Raw genomic sequence first — 17,104 nt, 5'->3', positions numbered from 1 at the left:
GTGAAGAACCTGAATCTTCGTTCATGGACATGCCCTACGTGCCACTTTCACCATGACCGAGACATCAATGCATCCAAGAACATCTTGCAAGAAGGACTAAAGATTTTTGCGGTTGGGCAGACCGTTTAAGCTTGGAGTATATCCTGTCAGTAGACGGGAGTTCCCAAGAATCCCACTGCTTCAGCTGTGGGAGTGTCAACGCCGTAGAGTTTCTATTGAATAAGCCCGGATGACTCCGGGTTTTTATATTTCAAAAAAAGTCAGGAAGGACTGGCCATGATGAGTCAGCAATAGGTGGATGCCTGTGATAAGATAACAAGAGTCAGGTCTCGCTGTATCAACCGAAGGGGAACGCTGAGCTGAAATTGGTTACGGGATATGAAAGGGTGGATACATAAATGGTTGAGGGTAAAGCAAAGAAAAGTACCCTGCAAATGTCTCTAGAGGAGCTAACGAATGTTGCTGGACCACCAGGTAATGAACGCGAAACACGCGAAGTGATGGAAAGACAGTTGGGTCCCTTTGTTGATGAAGTCCTCATGGATCGTTTAGGAAGCATTATCGCGCGATTAGGGCACGAAGGGCCTCGGATTATGGTGGCTGGTCACTTAGATGAGGTCGGATTTATGGTGACGCGAATTACTAAGGATGGATACCTTCGTTTTCAAGCATTAGGAGGTTGGTGGAGTCCAGTAATTACTGCCCAGCGTGTTGAGGTCATTACAAAAGAGAAAAAGATCCTGGGTGTAGTCGGCTCTAAACCGCCTCATCTAATGACTTTGGAACAGCGGAAAAAGGTGACACCGCTCGAGGAGCTCTTTATCGATATTGGAGCAACCGATGAAGCGGAAGCAGAATCCTGGGGGGTTCAACTCGGGGATGTTGTTGTGCCGTATTCTCCATTTACTGTGATGAATAATCCTAAACATTGGTTAGCCAAAGCAATGGATAATCGATTAGGTTGTGCTGTGGCCGTAGAGGTTCTCCGTCGATTAAAGGAAAAGGATCACCCCAACACCGTCTATGGGGTAGGGACGGTCATGGAAGAAGTCGGTCGACGGGGGGGCTTTACGGCTACTTCTGTGGTGAAACCCGATATCGGTTTTGCTGTCGATGTAGGGATTGCATCAACACCAGGATGTAGTAAGGATGAAGCATCTAGTAACATGGGGGATGGTCCCACTTTGGTACTCTATGATGCAGGGCATATTCCTCATCGGGGACTCATTCGATTGATCCAAGAGACAGCAGAAGGGAAGGGAATTCCTCTTCAATATGAGTGGATCTCGGGTGGTGCTACCGATGCAAGTCGTATCCACCTTCACGGTGAAGGGGTGCCAACAGTTTCCATAGGAGTCCCCGCTCGTTATATCCATAGTCACACATCGATTATCCATGAGGACGATGCAGAACGCCTTGTAGATTTATTGGTGGCTGTCATCGAGCGATTGGATCAGAAGATGGTAGACCAATTGGCTGATGGGACCTTTTTGTAAAATAATATGGAATTACAAAAGCGGCCCCGGATTAATGAGGTGCCGCTTTTCCATGAAAAAGGGCGGATGGATTCAATCCGCCTGGAGTATTTCTAGTGTGCAACGGGAGGCTGTGCTTTCTCTCGAGGAATATGTTCATGTAATATATTCATCAGTCGATCCTGCTCGCTTTGATCGCAGCTTTGCCAGATGACCTCGAAAAGCACGCCGAGTCCTGGTAGTAATTTCTCATCCCCGCTTTTGATGGAATCGACAACCATGTCGCGTAATTCGTTGACATCCATGTCTTTGATATTGTGATACACCGCACCACGAATGGGAAAGTTCATGGAGTTCCCCTCCTTTCCTTCAGTATTGTTTCCAGGAGAAGGAGACTTCACCCCATTAATTCATAAGACAATGTTTGGAAAGTGATACATTTGTAGTGTCAAGAGTTCAAGATCATATTGTGATATAATAAAAACAGTGAACCTCTCACGGAAAAGCGGTTACAAACACAGGGATGATGAGTAAGATAATAGGGATTAAGCGAGTAAGTGAATCAATCGAGATAAAAGATCGTGGCCATGAATTTTTTTAAATTTAGGAGGAAAAGGCGAAACGCTTATGGAAATCCGACGAATTAGCTCCGCTCGTAATGATCGCGTGAGGCACTGGAGAAAGTTAGGTACACGGAAGGGTAGAGATGAGTACGGCTCTTTATTAATCGAAGGGATAACCCTTTTGGAGGAAGCTGTGCGGGCGGGTTGGTCTGTTCGCGCCTTAATTGTCCCTGAGGAAGGCTTAGAGGTTCTTAAACGTCTGCCCACCCTCGAAGGAGTGCCTGTGTACTCACTTTTGGATTCTACCTTTAATCAAGTGGTGGAAACCCAGGCTCCACAGGGGATAGCAGCCGAGGTGGGGATGGCCCTTGAACGTGGGCCTTTCCAGCCAGATGCAGATACCAAGGTGTTACTTCTTGATGCGATTCAAGATCCTGGTAATCTGGGTGCGATCTTACGTACAGCGGAAGCTGCGGGTGTACGAGATATATGGTTAGGTTCAGGTACAGTGGACCCTTATAATCCGAAGGTCGTTCGCTCTGCGATGGGGTCATTATTCCGTTCGCGAATTCGGCGAGTGGACTTAAAGAAAGCCATACCTGAATTAAAAGAGCTTGGCTATACTGTGGTAGGGACCAGTCCGCGTGGGAAAGATGTTCATTTTGATTTTCGATATCCTGAACGTGTAGCGGTGCTCTTGGGTAATGAGGGCAAGGGGATTTCCTCAGCGATCGGGGCTTTAGCAGATACCAATGTGCGTATTCCAATGCCTGGGATAGTGGAGTCACTCAATGTATCCGTTACCGCAGGTATCCTATTGTATGAAATCGTGCGTCAAAGTGGGGATTCCCGTTAAGGGCCCCGTTGCATTGTGAGTAGGTTTTCGCTATACTATGGAACACAACCGTCATATTAATCGGCGTCGATGGAGAAGAGTACTGCAAATCGCTCCAACAGGGAGAAGGTGTCGTGACTGGGAGCACCTTTAGGTAAGCATTTGTAGGAAGTTCGCTCCGGAGCTGTGCCCCGAACCTACATATTCTGAAGTAGGGGTGACCGGTTTTTACCGTTATCGATGAAGGAGTGGGACTCAGTATAGTCTATTTTGGTTATCGATGAGTCCAACCAGGGTGGTACCACGAATCTCTCGTCCCTCGGACGTGGGTTTTTTTTATTTTTACTGAGAATTTAGAGGGGGGCACTGAAGGCGATGCGCGAACGACTAGAATTGTTGAAAAAAGAAGCGGAGGCAGCGATTGAAGCTGCGAAAGGCCTGGAACAATTGCGGGACGTGAAGGTGAAATACCTTGGTAAAAAAGGTGAGCTTACAACGGTTCTGAGAGGGATGAAGGATTTGTCCGCTGAGGATCGCCCAGTGATTGGCGGATTAGCCAACGAAGTGCGCACGGGCCTGGAGAAGAAGCTGACAGAAAAGGAAGAAGAACTACGGGAAGCCGCACTGGATGCTCGTCTAGAAGCGGAAGCCATCGATGTGACCTTAGCCGCTCGCCCTCAACCGCTAGGTGGGATTCATCCTATTGCTGCAGTTGTTGAACAGATCGAAGATATTTTTACGGGTATGGGATTTGAAGTAGCAGAAGGGCCTGAAGTAGAGACGGATCAGTATAACTTTGAAGCCCTCAACCTACCACAGGATCACCCGGCACGGGATATGCAGGACTCCTTTTATATCACACCTGAGATTCTGCTGCGCACCCATACTTCGCCCGTGCAAGTGCGGACGATGGAGGCAAAAGAAGGGCAAGTACCTGTAAAGATCATATGTCCTGGGAAGGTATATCGCCGGGATGATGATGATGCTACTCACTCCCATCAGTTTTATCAAGTAGAGGGTTTAGTTGTGGATCGTGGGATTGCGATGAGTGAACTTCATGGGATTTTAGCAACTTTTGCTGAAAAGATATTTGGGATGGCTTTGGAAACACGTCTTCGTCCGAGCTACTTCCCTTTTACTGAACCGAGTGTGGAGATGGATATCACCTGTATCAAGTGTAGCGGAAAAGGATGTCGGATGTGTAAGCAGACTGGGTGGATCGAGATCCTGGGTGCGGGAATGGTTCATCCTCGTGTACTCGAGGGTGCAGGATATGACTCTGAGCGGTATACCGGATTTGCCTTTGGCATGGGGCCTGATCGAATTGCTCTCTTAAAGTATGGCATCGATGATATCCGTCATCTCTATACCAATGATCTTAAATTCCTACGTCAATTCCAATCTGTCTAAAGAAGAGAGGGAGAAAAAGAGATGTTAGTTTCTTATCGGTGGCTACAACAATACGTAGACCTCAAGGATGTGACGCCCGCTCAATTAGCTGAGGCGTTGACGCGTGGCGGAATTGAGGTTGATGTGATTGAAAATCGAGATGGCGGGGTCGAAAAAGTAATTGTCGGCTATGTAGCTAGTGTGGAACCCCATCCTGATGCAGAAAAATTACGTGTCTGTTCGATTGATGCCGGGGATGAGGAGCGACTACAAATTGTTTGTGGTGCGGCCAATGTCGCTCAAGGGCAAAAAGTGCCTGTTGCCATTCATGGGGCGAAGCTTCCTGGAGGCGTAAAAATAAAAAAATCGAAACTTCGTGGGATTTCCTCCCAGGGGATGGTCTGTTCTGCGAAGGAATTGGGATTGCCTGAGAAGCTTCTATCAAAGGAACAACAGGAGGGAATTCTGGTTTTACCTGAGGATGTAGCAGTAGGGACGGATGTAAAAGAGATCCTGGGCTTAAATGATCATGTGCTAGAGTTGGACCTTACTCCCAATCGGTCGGACTGTCTCAGTATGATTGGTGTGGCTTATGAAGTAGCTGCTCTTTTGGATCGAGAAGTGAACCTTCCTGAAGGGATTGAGGAAGGTTCCGCAGGAGCCGAGAAGAGCCTGGATATTGTACTCGATGCAGAGGAGGATTGCCCCTTTTATGCGGCTCGCGTGATTGAGGGTCTTCAATTGGCTCCTTCTCCCCAATGGTTGCAAAATATCCTACTTGCTGCGGGAATTCGTCCGATCAACAACATTGTGGATGTTACCAACTATGTGATGTTAGAAACAGGTCAACCTCTTCATGCCTTTGACTATGATCAAGTGACGGATGGAGAGATCGTCGTTCGCCGGGCCCATCCTGGGGAACAAGTGGTTACCTTAGATGGTGTAACTCGGGCTTGCGATGAAGAAACCTTACTGATTACTGATGGGACGCGACCGATTGGTATCGCTGGTGTGATGGGTGGAGCTGACTCTGAAGTGACAGTGGCAACGACTACGATATTGCTGGAATCCGCCTACTTTGCGCCTCCATCGGTCCGGAGAACAGGACGTAAATTGGGCCTTCGTTCAGAAGCCAGCAGTCGATTTGAAAAGGGCGTTGATCCAGAGCGGATCGTTCCTGCATTGAACCGAGCCGTGCAGTTATTTGGTGAACTAGCTTCTGGACGTCCTGCATCTGAAGTGAAGACCGAGTCGCTAGGTGGCATCAATGATGTCACAGTCACCCTGCGCCATGAACGGCTGATCGCAGTTCTCGGTGTACAGATTCCAGAAGAGGCCGTTTGTGACATCTTCCGCCGTCTTCGCTTCCCGATGGAAAAGGGGGATGGGGTATACCGTGTGCAAGTTCCATCACGCCGACCAGATATCTCGATTGAGGTGGACTTGATCGAAGAGGTGGCGCGTTTATATGGCTACCATCGTATCCCTACAACCCTTCCTTGGGGCCAACAATCTCCTGGAGCATTGACAGAGGAGCAACAAATTCGCCGGATTATTCGTCGTACTCTCCGGACTGCAGGTCTCTTTGAAGTTCTTAATTATAGCCTTACTTCACCGGCACGGTTGTCCGAGTTAGAGGCTCCACTGGTTAAGGAGTATCGGCCGATCCGTCTCAACATGCCCATGAGTGATGAGCGAAAAGTACTTCGTACATCCCTGATTCCCCAATTAATTGAAACTGCAGAGTACAATATTCATCGGAGAGAGTCCGGTGTTGCTCTGTTTGAACTGGGTAAAATTTATCTGAGTGATGAAAAGAAGTTGACACAACTTCCTCAAGAAAAGTGGGAACTCGCTGGGCTCATCACTGGTGAAACCGTTGCAAAACATTGGGATCAAGAGGCAAAGAAACCGGATTTCTTCTCTGTAAAAGGGTTACTAGAGCATCTCTTCATCCGTCTGGGTGTGGAAAATGTGACAATGCGCGGAGCTCGTTATCAAGGTTGGCATCCAGGGCGGACTGCGGAGGTTTTGTTGGATGGGGAACCGATTGGATTGCTGGGTCAATTACACCCACGGGTTGCAGAAGCTCATGACCTGGATGAGACCTACGTGTTCCAAGTGTTGGTAGCTCCTTTGATTGCCAAGATTGATGGAATCATTCCAATGGCTCGTCCACTACCTAAATTCCCTGCTGTAAGTCGTGATTTAGCTCTTGTGGTGAAGGAGGATATTCCGGTTGCTCTCTTAGAAGAGACAATCCGTGAAGTGGGTGGAGCGTTACTGGAGAGTGTTACCCTCTTTGATGTGTTTACAGGGGCGCAAATCGGGGAAGGAAAGAAGAACGTCGCCTATGCGTTGAGCTATCGCGCTGAGGAGCGGACGTTGACGGATGAAGAGGTTAACGTTCTGCATAGTAAGATCGTTAACCAGCTAGGTGACCGATTCGGTGCGATGTTGCGTCAATAAGCCTAATCACTTCTTCGCTGAGCAGGAGGTTTAATAACCTGGCACGAAGTAGGAGAAAGATGTCCTATCTAGGCGAATGGGGGACTTCCATATATGAGTAAAAACAAACAAAGTGTAGAGATTTATGGACAGAAATATCACATTGTTGGTAAGGCAAGCCCCGGGTATATGAGAGATGTAGCCCGACAGGTAGACGATAATATGCGCCATATCGCTGAAGGCAATCCCCGCCTAGATACGACGAAACTGGCTGTATTGTCAGCGGTCAACATCACCGATGCCTATGTGAAACTGAAACAAGAATATGAAGAGATTATCCATCTCATCGAAGATGAGCAAGTGTAAGGAAAAAGTGAGGAGATCAAATGGGCGGCTTAGATTGGGTGATCATCTTGTTAGTACTAGGAGGGGTGATCCAGGGCTATCGCAAAGGACTGATCAAGGAAGCTGCTTCCCTTATCGGTGTATTACTTGCGATATTTATCGCTTGGAAGTTTAGCGGAGATTTAGCCCCGTCCCTGAGTAAGATGGTTCCTTTGCCTGAATCTTGGACAACGGGGGCTGCGGGTTTACTTCCTCTGGACAAGATCATCTATAGTACATTGGCGTTTATCCTTTTGTTCCTGATAACGAAATTTGCCATTTCATTAATCGCTTCTTTCCTAACTCAAATGACCCGTTTACCCATATTATCTCAAGTGAATGGAGTAGGTGGGGCACTCCTTGGTATGTTGAAAGCATTTTTGATCATGTTAGTGATTGTTAATCTGCTTCACCTAGCTCCCTGGGAGAATGGAAGGAAAGCGGTGCAGGAATCTGCACTTGGTCAGGCGATTCTTGATGCGACTCCAAGCTTGAAGGACTCGTGGCAAAAGGATTCTGCAAAAACGTAAGTGGATTCCCCCCTTGGATAGGGGGGTTTTTCACGTGGAGAAGATAAAAGAAAGGATGGTGAGAAGCGATCATGGATAATAAAAAGGTAGCGCGATTGGTGCAGGAACTAGCCGATATGATGGAGCTACACGGAGAAAATTCATTTAAAGTGAATGCGTATCGGAAAGCTGCTAGAGCCGTCGAGAATAGCCGCATGCCTCTCACGGACTTAAAAAAAGGGCCTACCGAATTAGATGGTGTGGGAAAGGGGACGGCAGCGGTTATTCAAGAAATCCTGGATACGGGTCGCTTGCAATATCTCGAAGATTTAAAAAAAGAGTTACCACCGGAGCTTCCTGTATTAATGAACATCCCGGGTTTAGGTCCAAAATCGATCCATACCTTGTATCAATCCCTCGGAGTCACAGGATTGGCTGATTTAGAAAAAGTAGTAGCGGAAGGGAAAGTAAAAGGGTTACCGGGTTTCGGTCCAAAAAAAGAAAAAAATATTGCCGAGGGCATTCGTTATTATCGGGAACGACCTCAGCGTTTTTTGTTAATAGATGTTCACCTTGTGGCAGAGAACATGGTGGAGCGATTGCGTGAGTGCCCAAGCGTTTTTCAAGCAGGGTATGGTGGTAGCTTGAGGCGGATGAAAGAAACGGTAAAAGATATTGATTTAGTTGTTGCTACTGAGGAACCGCAGGATGTTGCTAAGTATTTAAAAGAGATGCCTGGAGTGATCCAAGTTATTAACGATGGCGAGCGGAAAGTGAGCTTACAGATGGATGTTGGGGTAGATATCCAAGTGGATGTTCGCCTTGTTCTCCCAGAACAGTTTATTACAACATTACACCACTTTACAGGATCGAAGGAACATAACGTTCGCATTCGGCAACGGGCCAAAGCCTTTGGCTGGAAAGTGAGTGAGTATGGGATCTTTGATCCGAAAAAAGGGGAGGAACTTACCTTTAAAAAGGAGGAAGAGCTTTATCAAACGCTTCAACTTCCCTATATTGCACCAGAAATGAGAGAAGACAGAGGGGAATTTGAAAAGAAGGAAGGAGAACTCCCGAAACTCATTACCCTGAATGACTATTGTGGGGACCTCCATATGCACACGAGATGGAGTGATGGAGCTGTTTCTGTAAAAGAGATGGCGTTGGCGGCACAAAATCGCGGTTACCAATACATCGCAATCACGGATCATTCCCAATCTCTCAAGGTAGCAGGTGGATTGACAGCGGATGATTTAAAAAGACAACGTGAAGAGATTGATGCAGTGAATGAAGAGCTATCAGGAATCACCATATTAGCAGGCGTAGAGATGGATATCCTGCCTGATGGTCGATTGGATTTTCCTGATGAGGTGATCAAGGAACTGGATTGGGTCATCGCTTCCGTCCACACTTCCTTTCAACAGAGTGGAGATAGGATCACCCAGCGGATTCTCCATGCGATGGAGAATCCCTATGTCCATATGATCGCACATCCCACAGGGCGATTGCTAACTCGGCGTGATCCTTACGAAGTAGACATGGATCGCGTTTTCCGTGGGGCCAAGGAAACAGGGACGATCCTCGAATTAAACTCCAATCCCCGCCGTTTGGATCTGAAGGATGAGTATTTACGGAGAGCGAAGGATGAATATGGAATCACAATTGCTATCAATAGCGATGCTCATTCTCCAAAGGAACTGGATATGATCCCTTATGGAGTGGGAACAGCACGAAGAGGGTGGCTTGAAAAAAAGGATGTCCTTAATACCTGGCCGCTTGAAAAGGTGATGGAGCGCTTACGTAAAAAAAGGTAGCCACTCTGATGAGGGGAGTGAAGGGAGATAAGGTAGGAGATTGTGAATAGGGGTGGAAAAGGATGGGATACTAATCATACAATAAACCCCAACTCGAGAGAGAAAGGTTGACTCAGTATGTCGAAGCGTATCTGGCTTTTCCTCTTTACAAGCCTTATCTTTGGGACCTTCATGGCTCCCTCCTTCTCCTCTGCTCAATCAATTCCCGTCCAATCTGGGAAGCTGACATTAAGAGTGCCAGCCAAGGCCACCCTTCGTATGGGGGCTTCAGGTAGTGAGGTGAAGGAATTACAGGCTCGCCTCAAGTACATTGGATTTTATCAAGGGAAAAACGATGGTCGCTTTAATTGGAAAACTCATAGAGCCCTCCGCTCTTTCCAAAATCAATTTAGGATTAAAGTGGATGGTGTATATGGGCTCAAAACTAAGAAAGTGTTGCGAGCAACAACCAAAGGATGGGCACCAGGCGTTGAAAATCGTATCTATCGTAAAGGTGACCAAGGTGGTTATGTTTACGAATTGCAAGGTCGCTTAAAGTACCTAGGTTACTACAATGGAAAATTGGATGGCCGTTTTGAGTGGCAGACGGATCGAGCTGTCCGAGATTTTCAGTATCGCTTTGGTATGAAAGTAGATGGGCGAGTAGGTTCTCGTACCAAATTAAAACTGTGGCGTGCCACTCGTGGGTATTCCCCAACAGCTAAAGGGAAGAAAGCTCCTAAACCATCAGGGATGACTCAAGTGACACCGATGAAGAATGTTCCTGCATCTAACCAGGGTTTTTCTTCACAGGATATTGATCTAATGGCAAAAGCAGTTACTGGGGAAGCGCGAGGAGAGCCCTATGAGGGACAAGTCGCGGTAGCAGCTGTCATTCTCAACCGTTTGGAAAGCAACCAATTTCCGGATAGCCCTTCCTCGATTATTTATGAACCACTGGCGTTTACAGCCGTAGCCGATGGACAAATTAACAGGCCACCGGATCCGAGTTGTAAACGGGCTGTGTATGATGCCGTTAATGGCTGGGATCCTTCCAACGGGGCAACCTATTACTTTAACCCTGTAACAGCCACCTCGGAATGGATCTGGGGCCGACCACAGATCAAGAGGATCGGAAAACATATATTCATGCGCTAAATGTTCCTAACCGACCTTTCAGGTCGGTTTTTTTTAGGTATACATGGTATAATGTTGAAGGAATTTGCGGTAGGAAAAGGGAGTGTCTTTTTGGAATTACATACGCTTCGTACCCTTGAATACAATTATATGTTGACTCTTTTAGAGGAACAGGCTTCATCTGAAATGGGGAAGGAAGCCATAAGTAACCTAACGCCAAGCAATGTGACAGAGGAAGTTCGACAGATGTTAACTACTACCGCTGAAGGAATGGACATCCTCCGGCTCAAGGGCTTCCCTTCCCTGGCTGGTGTAAAAGATATAAGAAATGCTGTAAAACGTGCTCGCCTTGGGAGTGTACTGACTACAAAGGATTTAAGAAATGTAGCAGGAACGGCTCATGGTGAACGACAAGCGAAAAACGTCGTATCCTCCATCGATGAAGAGGATACTCCACTTCCCATTATACGAGGGATGGTGAGTGGATTAGCGGAGTTACGATCCTTAGTTAAGGCGATCCATGCAGCCGTTGATGTAGATGGCCAGGTGATCGATGAAGCAAGTGTGGAGCTGACTCGAATTCGACGTAGTATGACCCGATTACAAGGGGGGATTCGATCAACCCTCGATCAGATGATTAAAAGCTCTCATTATCAAAAAATGTTACAGGATCCGATTGTCACACAGCGGAATGATCGATATGTACTCCCTGTTAAGCAGGAGTATCGCTCTGCCTTTGGAGGCATGATTCATGATCAGTCGGCATCTGGGCAAACCCTATTTATCGAACCAGAGACGGTTGTGCAACAAAATAATCGACTTCGAGAGTTGGAATTGGAAGAGGAAAGGGAAGTTGAACGGATTCTTCGTCAATTGACTGGGTTGGTGGCTGAATCAGGAGATGAACTGTTAGCTAACTTGAGTGTGTTGACAGAATTAGATGTCATTATTGCCAAAGGACGACTGGGTGGGGTGTTAAAAGGGGTATGTCCCCAGGTAGCTGAAAATGGTGTGATGACCTTGAAGAAGGCGAGACACCCGATGATTCCGGTTGAACAAGCTGTACCCCTAGATATCGAACTGGGTCGTGAACGACAAGGGATTATTGTCACAGGTCCCAATACCGGTGGGAAGACCGTTTCCTTAAAAACTGTGGGTCTCCTTGCTCTGATGGGACAGTCAGGAATGCCTATCCCAGCGGAGGAGGGAAGCAGTCTTCCTGTATTTAGTGGTATTTTTGCTGATATTGGAGATGAACAGAGCATTGAACAAAATCTATCCACCTTCTCTGCTCATATGACAAACATTATCCGCATTTTGGATCAGATTGAGGAAAGAAGCCTGATTCTTCTTGATGAGCTTGGAGCAGGCACTGATCCTACAGAAGGCGCGGCACTTGCTATCTCCATTTTAGAATATATCCTTGCCAAGGGTTGCCGTTTAATGGCGACGACTCACTATACAGAGCTAAAGGTATTTGCCCATTCTAGGGATGGAGTCATCAATGCTAGTGTGGAATTTGATGTGGAAACACTAAGTCCCACCTATCGTCTCTTAATGGGCGTTCCAGGGAAAAGTAATGCCTTTGATATTGCCCGTCGCCTCGGTTTGTCCCAAGAGATCGTTGAGGATGGGCGTACGCACTTGTCCGCGGATGAGAACCGACTCGAAGAGATGATTACTGGCTTGACTAAGGATCGCCGTCTGGCGGAAGAAGATCGGACAGAAGCGACGCAATTACGGGTGGAAGCAGAGAAGCTTCAAAGAGAATATGCAGATAAGATGGCTGCTTGGGAGACAGAGAAGGAGAAGTTACGCGAAAAGGCCCGAATTGAAGCGCGTACCTTGGTTACTCGTGCAAAACGAGAGAGTGAAGACGTGATCAAGGAATTACGAGAATGGGCAAAAGCTCGGCCCCAAGACCTGAAGGAACATCAATTGACAGAGTTGAAGAAAAGGTTAGACGATGCAGAGCCTGAGGTATCGCCTACTCAATATCGTGGTGTGCAATCATCATCTGCACCCAGAAGAATTCGTGTTGGGGATCAGGTGTTAGTGCGTAGCTTTGGTCAAAAAGGACAAGTGACTGAAGATCTAGGCAACGGAGAATTTCAAGTAAGCCTTGGATTGATGAAAATGAAGGTAGCGGAGAAGGATATGGAGTGGAAATCCTCTCCCAAACCTGAAAAAGAACAGGGGAGCACCTTTTATCGTCGCCAGTCCACGGATGTGAAGCATGAATTGGATCTACGTGGAAAAATGGTGGAAGAGTCGTTTCCCGAGATTGATAAATACCTAGATGATGCATTGATGGCTGGATACCCTAAAGTTTCTCTTATTCATGGAAAAGGGACAGGAGCTCTACGAGTAGGCGTTCATAAATATTTGAATCGCCATCCACAGGTAAAAGAATATCGTCTTGGCGAACAAGGAGAAGGTGGCACAGGGGTAACAGTTGTCGAACTGCGATGACTAGATGGTAAAGGAGAATGGGAATGCTAACGCGCTTATCCCTAATATTAGGTGCGGTTGCCCTTATCTTTTTTATTGTGGGATCGATATGGTTTTACATGCATGCGATGTAATTGAGAAAAGACCCCGGTAAGTTATCGGGGTCTTTTTATTGGTAGTTTGTTTTATTTGACAGCGTTGTATGCGTTGACACGTCCGTTGGACCATTGCGTACCTGTGCCAGAAATCTTATCTGCATTTTTTTCAATGGCGGACCGAATTTCGCTATTCGACTTTCCTTGTGAAGCTAATAGACCTGCTACACCAGCAACATGTGGAGTAGCCATTGATGTACCAGAGAGGCTTTTGTAAGTACTTCCCTTATAGGTGGAGTAGATATCCGTGCCAGGAGCTGCGATGTCTACCCAGGTCCCCCACTGGGAGTAGGAGGCTTTTTTGTCACTAGAATCCGTAGCGGCAACAGCAATAGCTTTGGAGTAGTAAGCGGGGTAACTTGGGAGAGGGAGACTGTTGTTACCAGCTGCAGCAACGACAACTGAACCTTTATTCCAAGCGTAGTTAATTGCATCTTTTAGTTCAGTGGCACCGAACATAGCACCTAGGCTGAGGCTAATAACATCAGCATTATTATCCGCAGCACTGGTAATTCCACTCGCTACATTAGCCAACGTACCGCTACCGTTGTTATCCAATACGCGAACAGCATAAATTTCAGCGCTTGGGGCTACACCAGCGATACCTATGTTGTTGTTGGCAGTTGCAGCAGCAATCCCTGCGCAGTGGGTACCGTGACCGTTTCCATCCTGGGAGACACTGTCATTATCGACAAAGTCATGGCCGTTAACTACTTTGCCTTTGAGGTCAGGGTGATTCGCTTGTACACCCGTATCCACGATGGCAATTCGAGCACCTGCCCCTTTGGTGACATCCCAGGCACTATCGGCTTTGATAATTTTAGGTCCGTATTGTTTGCTAAAGTCTGGGTCATTTGGTGTCCAGAATGCTTTTAATATTAAGTTGCGTTCTACGGAAACTACATTTTTGTTCTTTTTGATGAGTTTCATGGCATCTTTGATGGAGGTTTTTTTATTCAACTTGATTACTTCAAAATTGAGCGCTTTGTTGTGAGAGAGTACTTTAGCATTGTTGGAGCTAGTGAGGGTTTTTTTTGCAGTGCCTGAGGTTCCTTTCTTATATTTGACGATCAGTTCATTGGCGGCGTATTTAGCGGAAGTGACTTTTTTGGCTGAACTCTGTGCACCTACATGTTGTCCTGGTAAGGTCATGCTGATTGTGAAAGCGACTACCCCCAACAACAATAAACTACGTTTCACAAACATCCCCTCCATTTTCAGGATAATTAAAATATTCAATCTTTTTTTGCGAATCCCTCCATTGTGGAGAGTATTTTTTTATTTTATTAAAACTTAACCGCGAGAAGGCGTTCTACGTAGAGGAAGGGAGGACTTGATGAGGTGAAACATAAATTTCTGTGTAAAAAAAGAAAAGTTTAGGTTGTTAGTATTTATATACAAAATGCGACTATGCATTGAAAGGATATTGCATAAATTATCTGAAAATTATATGTATACAGACTTCTTATCGTTACAATAAGGGAATATAATTATAAAATTTCATACAACAAAAAAGCCCCGAAGGGCCAAGGATATTGCAACTAATCAAAGGCGTTTCGAGCGCGAATGTTTATTCGGAGATCCGATGTGGCTGGCTGAGGAATTGAGGAGAGGGAGGAGACGGTATTGGCAGAAGGCTCCTCCTCGTCTTCCCAGGGATACAAATGAAAAAGGTCTGGGTACATCCACCCCATAGAAAAAGGGGGATAAGGTGAAAGATGAGGCCAACGAATATCAAACCGTAGTTTGGAAAGCAAGTTCCACCCTCCTCCCAGTATGGTTTTTTATATTCACCAATAAATATATGGTAGTTTCTGCTTGACCCATTCCCCCCTTATTGAGTAATCAGTTACAAGATCACACTGTAAGCAATCAACAATTGGGCCAAATAATAAGTAACCATCACAGCAAATTGCCCCCGTGGATATTGCTTGACAAACCGATTCCAAGCCAAAATGGCGTCCGAGATGTAAAAGGAAGAGGCCCCAACGATTAATAATAGCTCACCACTGAGAAAGGCTTTGTAAACCATCAAAGAGATCACCGTGATATAGGCTAAAACAGCAAAGAGAAGGGAAGTTCCACCTGCTGTTTTTACGCTTGAAGCGATTAGGCGGAGATAGATTGCTGCAAACAGAATTAACAATAGTGCGATGAAGAGGGCATCTAGACGGAATATTCCGTTTCCACCAGGAAATGCGATGACATAAATTACATGGGCGATAAAAAAGGAGATCAAGCCCTGTATGAATCGATCTGAAGGCAACATTAAAAAGATGTCACCGAGCATCGAAAAAAGGAGACCAAAGCATAGAAGCCATCCATAAACACCCACCTGATCGAGATTAAGCAAAACGAGCAGTAAAATGAAAAATATCGTCCCAGGCTTAAATATGTACTTCCCCCAGGTTATTTCCTTAAAGAGAGAGTAGAAATAACCGATAGCAGAAAAGATGATGGCAATTGTTATTGATAGATGCATAGGTAGCCTCCTAATTACTAATGAAATCTATCTTAACTATACAACAATGAATGAAGGTGGGCAGTTAAAAATTCTGGCTACATCAAAAAAGGGAGCTTTCTGGTTGAAAGCTCCCCATTAACTTACAAGATGTTTGCCGACTGAAAGCCACGGTTTCAATCATGGGATGAAAGGCGGCGTTGCTCGGTATCCCCGTAAGGGGATGCTTAGAGCAACAATCTTTTGCCTTTATTTTTTGTTTGAATGTAGCTGTGCGATTGTGAACTGATATAATTTGACTATGGAACAAGAATATAGAAGAACTCGAACGACTGTATCTCTTATCCATTATCATTTTGTTTTTTGCCCACGCTCCCGAAGAAAAGTACTGGTGAACAAAGTAGAAGAACGATTCAAGCAATTAGTGGCAGAGATTTGCCAAGAAAATGATTGGATTATTGTAGCGATGGAAGTAATGCCCGATCATTGTCACTTGTTTTTGAACGGTCTACCCACTGATTCTCCATCCGATATTATGGCAAGAGTGAAAGGAGTGACTTCAAGACGATTAAGACAAGAATTTAACCATTTGGTGCATCTGCAAAGCCTTTGGACACATTCTTTCTTTGTTAGCACAGCAGGAAATGTATCGAGTGATACGATTAACCGTTATGTCGAAGCACAGAAAACAAGGGGGTGAAGACATGCCTACGATCACACTGCGTTTAGAACTGCATAAACCCACTCAACCGAAACAGCAGATGTATCAACGAATGACAGAGATGAACACGGCGTTTGCTAACTGGCTTCTTTTGCACCCAGAGGTTAATAAGGCAACCAGCACGATCTTTAAGGAATTTTCGGATCAATCATTTCCATCAGCTGTTGTAAATCAAACCATTCGTGAAGTAAGGTCTCAAAAGAAGAATCAGCGTGCGAAAACTTTTCGCAAAATAGGGTGTTGCTTCAACAATCAAAACTTAACGATTGAAAAGAAGGAACTCTATACCGTCTCTTTTCCCACGCTTGAAAAACGTATCGGCGTTCCAGTGGTAACAAAACCGTTCCAAGTCGCGTGGCTCAACAAGATCATCGATGGAACCGTAAAACAAGGGGCAGGAAAGCTATATATAAAGAAAAAGAAATGGTATCTTGCGATCCCCATCACGTGGCATGTGGAATCCTCTCAAGATGAGAAAGTAATGGGAATTGACCTAGGGCTTCGTTATCTCGCAGTCGCTAGCGTTGGAACAACATCACTTTTTTTCAAAGGAGCTCAAGTTGCTTATTCGCGCAGACGGTACGCATCGAAAAGACGCAAACTAGGAAAATCAAAAAAACTACAAGCGATTAAGAAATCAAAGAACAAAGAATCGCGTTGGATGAAAGATCAGAATCATAAAATGAGTCGTCAAATCGTTGATCATGCACTCGTCAACGGTGTTGGAGTGATTCGCATGGAAGATTTGACGGACATTCGTAATACTGCAAAGTCAAAGAAGAA

The 17,104-nt window shown here is 45.8% G+C and carries 16 protein-coding genes and 1 other annotated feature; of the genes, 12 read left to right on the top strand and 4 right to left on the bottom strand.

All coding sequences use genetic code 11. From position 1 onward, the window contains the following. The coding region (locus BLV90_RS15485) for a zinc ribbon domain-containing protein (RefSeq protein WP_143035081.1) at positions 1-129 on the top strand (129 nt) is incomplete at its 5' end. A gap of 269 nt (positions 130-398) precedes the next feature. After that, positions 399-1,496 (top strand): M42 family metallopeptidase, encoded by a 1,098-nt coding sequence (locus tag BLV90_RS15480; protein WP_091742985.1) that lies wholly within the window; start codon positions 399-401, stop codon positions 1,494-1,496. A gap of 92 nt (positions 1,497-1,588) precedes the next feature. Here BLV90_RS15480 and sspI read toward each other — a convergent pair whose 3' ends face one another. Next, positions 1,589-1,825 carry a small acid-soluble spore protein SspI gene (gene sspI, locus BLV90_RS15475; RefSeq protein ID WP_091742983.1) on the bottom strand — a complete coding sequence of 79 codons (237 nt, stop codon included), beginning with the start codon at positions 1,823-1,825 and terminating at the stop codon, positions 1,589-1,591. Positions 1,826-2,102: 277 nt separating this feature from the next. Between sspI and BLV90_RS15470 the strand changes: the two genes are divergently transcribed. The 8 genes from BLV90_RS15470 to BLV90_RS15435 all read left to right on the top strand — a co-directional run bounded on the left by BLV90_RS15470 (position 2,103) and on the right by BLV90_RS15435 (position 13,005). Continuing rightward, positions 2,103-2,894, top strand: coding sequence for a TrmH family RNA methyltransferase (locus BLV90_RS15470; RefSeq protein ID WP_091742981.1), 792 nt, complete (start codon positions 2,103-2,105; stop codon positions 2,892-2,894). A 57-nt stretch (positions 2,895-2,951) separates the two neighbouring features. Continuing rightward, positions 2,952-3,196, top strand: a binding site (T-box leader). 52 nt (positions 3,197-3,248) lie between these two features. Next, on the top strand, positions 3,249-4,283 hold the full coding sequence (gene pheS, locus BLV90_RS15465) for a phenylalanine--tRNA ligase subunit alpha (RefSeq protein WP_091742979.1): 1,035 nt from the start codon (positions 3,249-3,251) through the stop codon (positions 4,281-4,283). Between the two features lie 21 nt (positions 4,284-4,304). Further along, on the top strand, positions 4,305-6,731 hold the full coding sequence (gene pheT / locus BLV90_RS15460; RefSeq protein WP_091742977.1) for a phenylalanine--tRNA ligase subunit beta: 2,427 nt from the start codon (positions 4,305-4,307) through the stop codon (positions 6,729-6,731). A 93-nt stretch (positions 6,732-6,824) separates the two neighbouring features. Further along, positions 6,825-7,076, top strand: coding sequence for a cell division protein ZapA (gene zapA / locus BLV90_RS15455; RefSeq protein ID WP_091742975.1), 252 nt, complete (start codon positions 6,825-6,827; stop codon positions 7,074-7,076). A 20-nt stretch (positions 7,077-7,096) separates the two neighbouring features. Further along, entirely contained in the window at positions 7,097-7,624 is a 528-nt protein-coding gene (locus tag BLV90_RS15450; RefSeq protein WP_091742973.1) for a CvpA family protein, read from the top strand. Between the two features lie 71 nt (positions 7,625-7,695). Then, positions 7,696-9,417: a DNA polymerase/3'-5' exonuclease PolX gene (gene polX / locus BLV90_RS15445; RefSeq protein ID WP_245726397.1), complete on the top strand. Its 1,722-nt coding sequence runs from the start codon at positions 7,696-7,698 to the stop codon at positions 9,415-9,417. 117 nt (positions 9,418-9,534) lie between these two features. After that, positions 9,535-10,554 (top strand): spore cortex-lytic enzyme, encoded by a 1,020-nt coding sequence (sleB, locus tag BLV90_RS15440; RefSeq protein WP_342707388.1) that lies wholly within the window; start codon positions 9,535-9,537, stop codon positions 10,552-10,554. 90 nt (positions 10,555-10,644) lie between these two features. Then, positions 10,645-13,005: an endonuclease MutS2 gene (locus BLV90_RS15435; protein WP_091742989.1), complete on the top strand. Its 2,361-nt coding sequence runs from the start codon at positions 10,645-10,647 to the stop codon at positions 13,003-13,005. 164 nt (positions 13,006-13,169) lie between these two features. On the opposite strand, the gene BLV90_RS15430 is transcribed toward BLV90_RS15435, so the two are convergent. From BLV90_RS15430 to BLV90_RS15420, 3 genes are all read right to left on the bottom strand, one after another. Further along, complete coding sequence (locus BLV90_RS15430) at positions 13,170-14,345, bottom strand: S8 family peptidase (RefSeq protein WP_425433908.1); 1,176 nt, start codon at positions 14,343-14,345, stop codon at positions 13,170-13,172. A 335-nt stretch (positions 14,346-14,680) separates the two neighbouring features. Further along, positions 14,681-14,896, bottom strand: coding sequence for a hypothetical protein (locus BLV90_RS15425; protein ID WP_091742971.1), 216 nt, complete (start codon positions 14,894-14,896; stop codon positions 14,681-14,683). Positions 14,897-14,988: 92 nt separating this feature from the next. Beyond that, complete coding sequence (locus BLV90_RS15420; protein ID WP_091742969.1) at positions 14,989-15,621, bottom strand: lysoplasmalogenase; 633 nt, start codon at positions 15,619-15,621, stop codon at positions 14,989-14,991. 280 nt (positions 15,622-15,901) lie between these two features. Between BLV90_RS15420 and tnpA the strand changes: the two genes are divergently transcribed. Both tnpA and BLV90_RS15410 read left to right on the top strand, forming a co-directional pair. Continuing rightward, complete coding sequence (tnpA, locus tag BLV90_RS15415) at positions 15,902-16,300, top strand: IS200/IS605 family transposase (protein WP_091742967.1); 399 nt, start codon at positions 15,902-15,904, stop codon at positions 16,298-16,300. Positions 16,301-16,304: 4 nt separating this feature from the next. Further along, positions 16,305-17,104, top strand: an 800-nt coding sequence (locus BLV90_RS15410) for a transposase (RefSeq protein ID WP_091742965.1), incomplete at its 3' end; no start/stop codon positions are given.

The organism is Marininema mesophilum, assembly GCF_900106775.1.
Taxonomy (GTDB): Bacteria; Bacillota; Bacilli; order Thermoactinomycetales; family DSM-45169; genus Marininema; species Marininema mesophilum.
This window is presented reverse-complemented; position numbering and strand designations above follow the sequence as displayed.

Excerpts from the sequence above, each read along its gene's own strand:
- pheS (WP_091742979.1), top strand. The coding sequence starts at position 3,249 with ATGCGCGAACGACTAGAATTGTTGAAAAAAGAAGCGGAGGCAGCGATT.
- pheT (WP_091742977.1), top strand. The coding sequence starts at position 4,305 with ATGTTAGTTTCTTATCGGTGGCTACAACAATACGTAGACCTCAAGGAT.
- sleB (WP_342707388.1), top strand. The coding sequence starts at position 9,535 with ATGTCGAAGCGTATCTGGCTTTTCCTCTTTACAAGCCTTATCTTTGGG.
- BLV90_RS15480 (WP_091742985.1), top strand. The coding sequence starts at position 399 with ATGGTTGAGGGTAAAGCAAAGAAAAGTACCCTGCAAATGTCTCTAGAG.
- BLV90_RS15420 (WP_091742969.1), bottom strand. The coding sequence starts at position 15,621 with ATGCATCTATCAATAACAATTGCCATCATCTTTTCTGCTATCGGTTAT.
- sspI (WP_091742983.1), bottom strand. The coding sequence starts at position 1,825 with ATGAACTTTCCCATTCGTGGTGCGGTGTATCACAATATCAAAGACATG.
- zapA (WP_091742975.1), top strand. The coding sequence starts at position 6,825 with ATGAGTAAAAACAAACAAAGTGTAGAGATTTATGGACAGAAATATCAC.
- BLV90_RS15470 (WP_091742981.1), top strand. The coding sequence starts at position 2,103 with ATGGAAATCCGACGAATTAGCTCCGCTCGTAATGATCGCGTGAGGCAC.
- BLV90_RS15430 (WP_425433908.1), bottom strand. The coding sequence starts at position 14,345 with ATGTTTGTGAAACGTAGTTTATTGTTGTTGGGGGTAGTCGCTTTCACA.
- polX (WP_245726397.1), top strand. The coding sequence starts at position 7,696 with ATGGATAATAAAAAGGTAGCGCGATTGGTGCAGGAACTAGCCGATATG.
- BLV90_RS15450 (WP_091742973.1), top strand. The coding sequence starts at position 7,097 with ATGGGCGGCTTAGATTGGGTGATCATCTTGTTAGTACTAGGAGGGGTG.
- tnpA (WP_091742967.1), top strand. The coding sequence starts at position 15,902 with ATGGAACAAGAATATAGAAGAACTCGAACGACTGTATCTCTTATCCAT.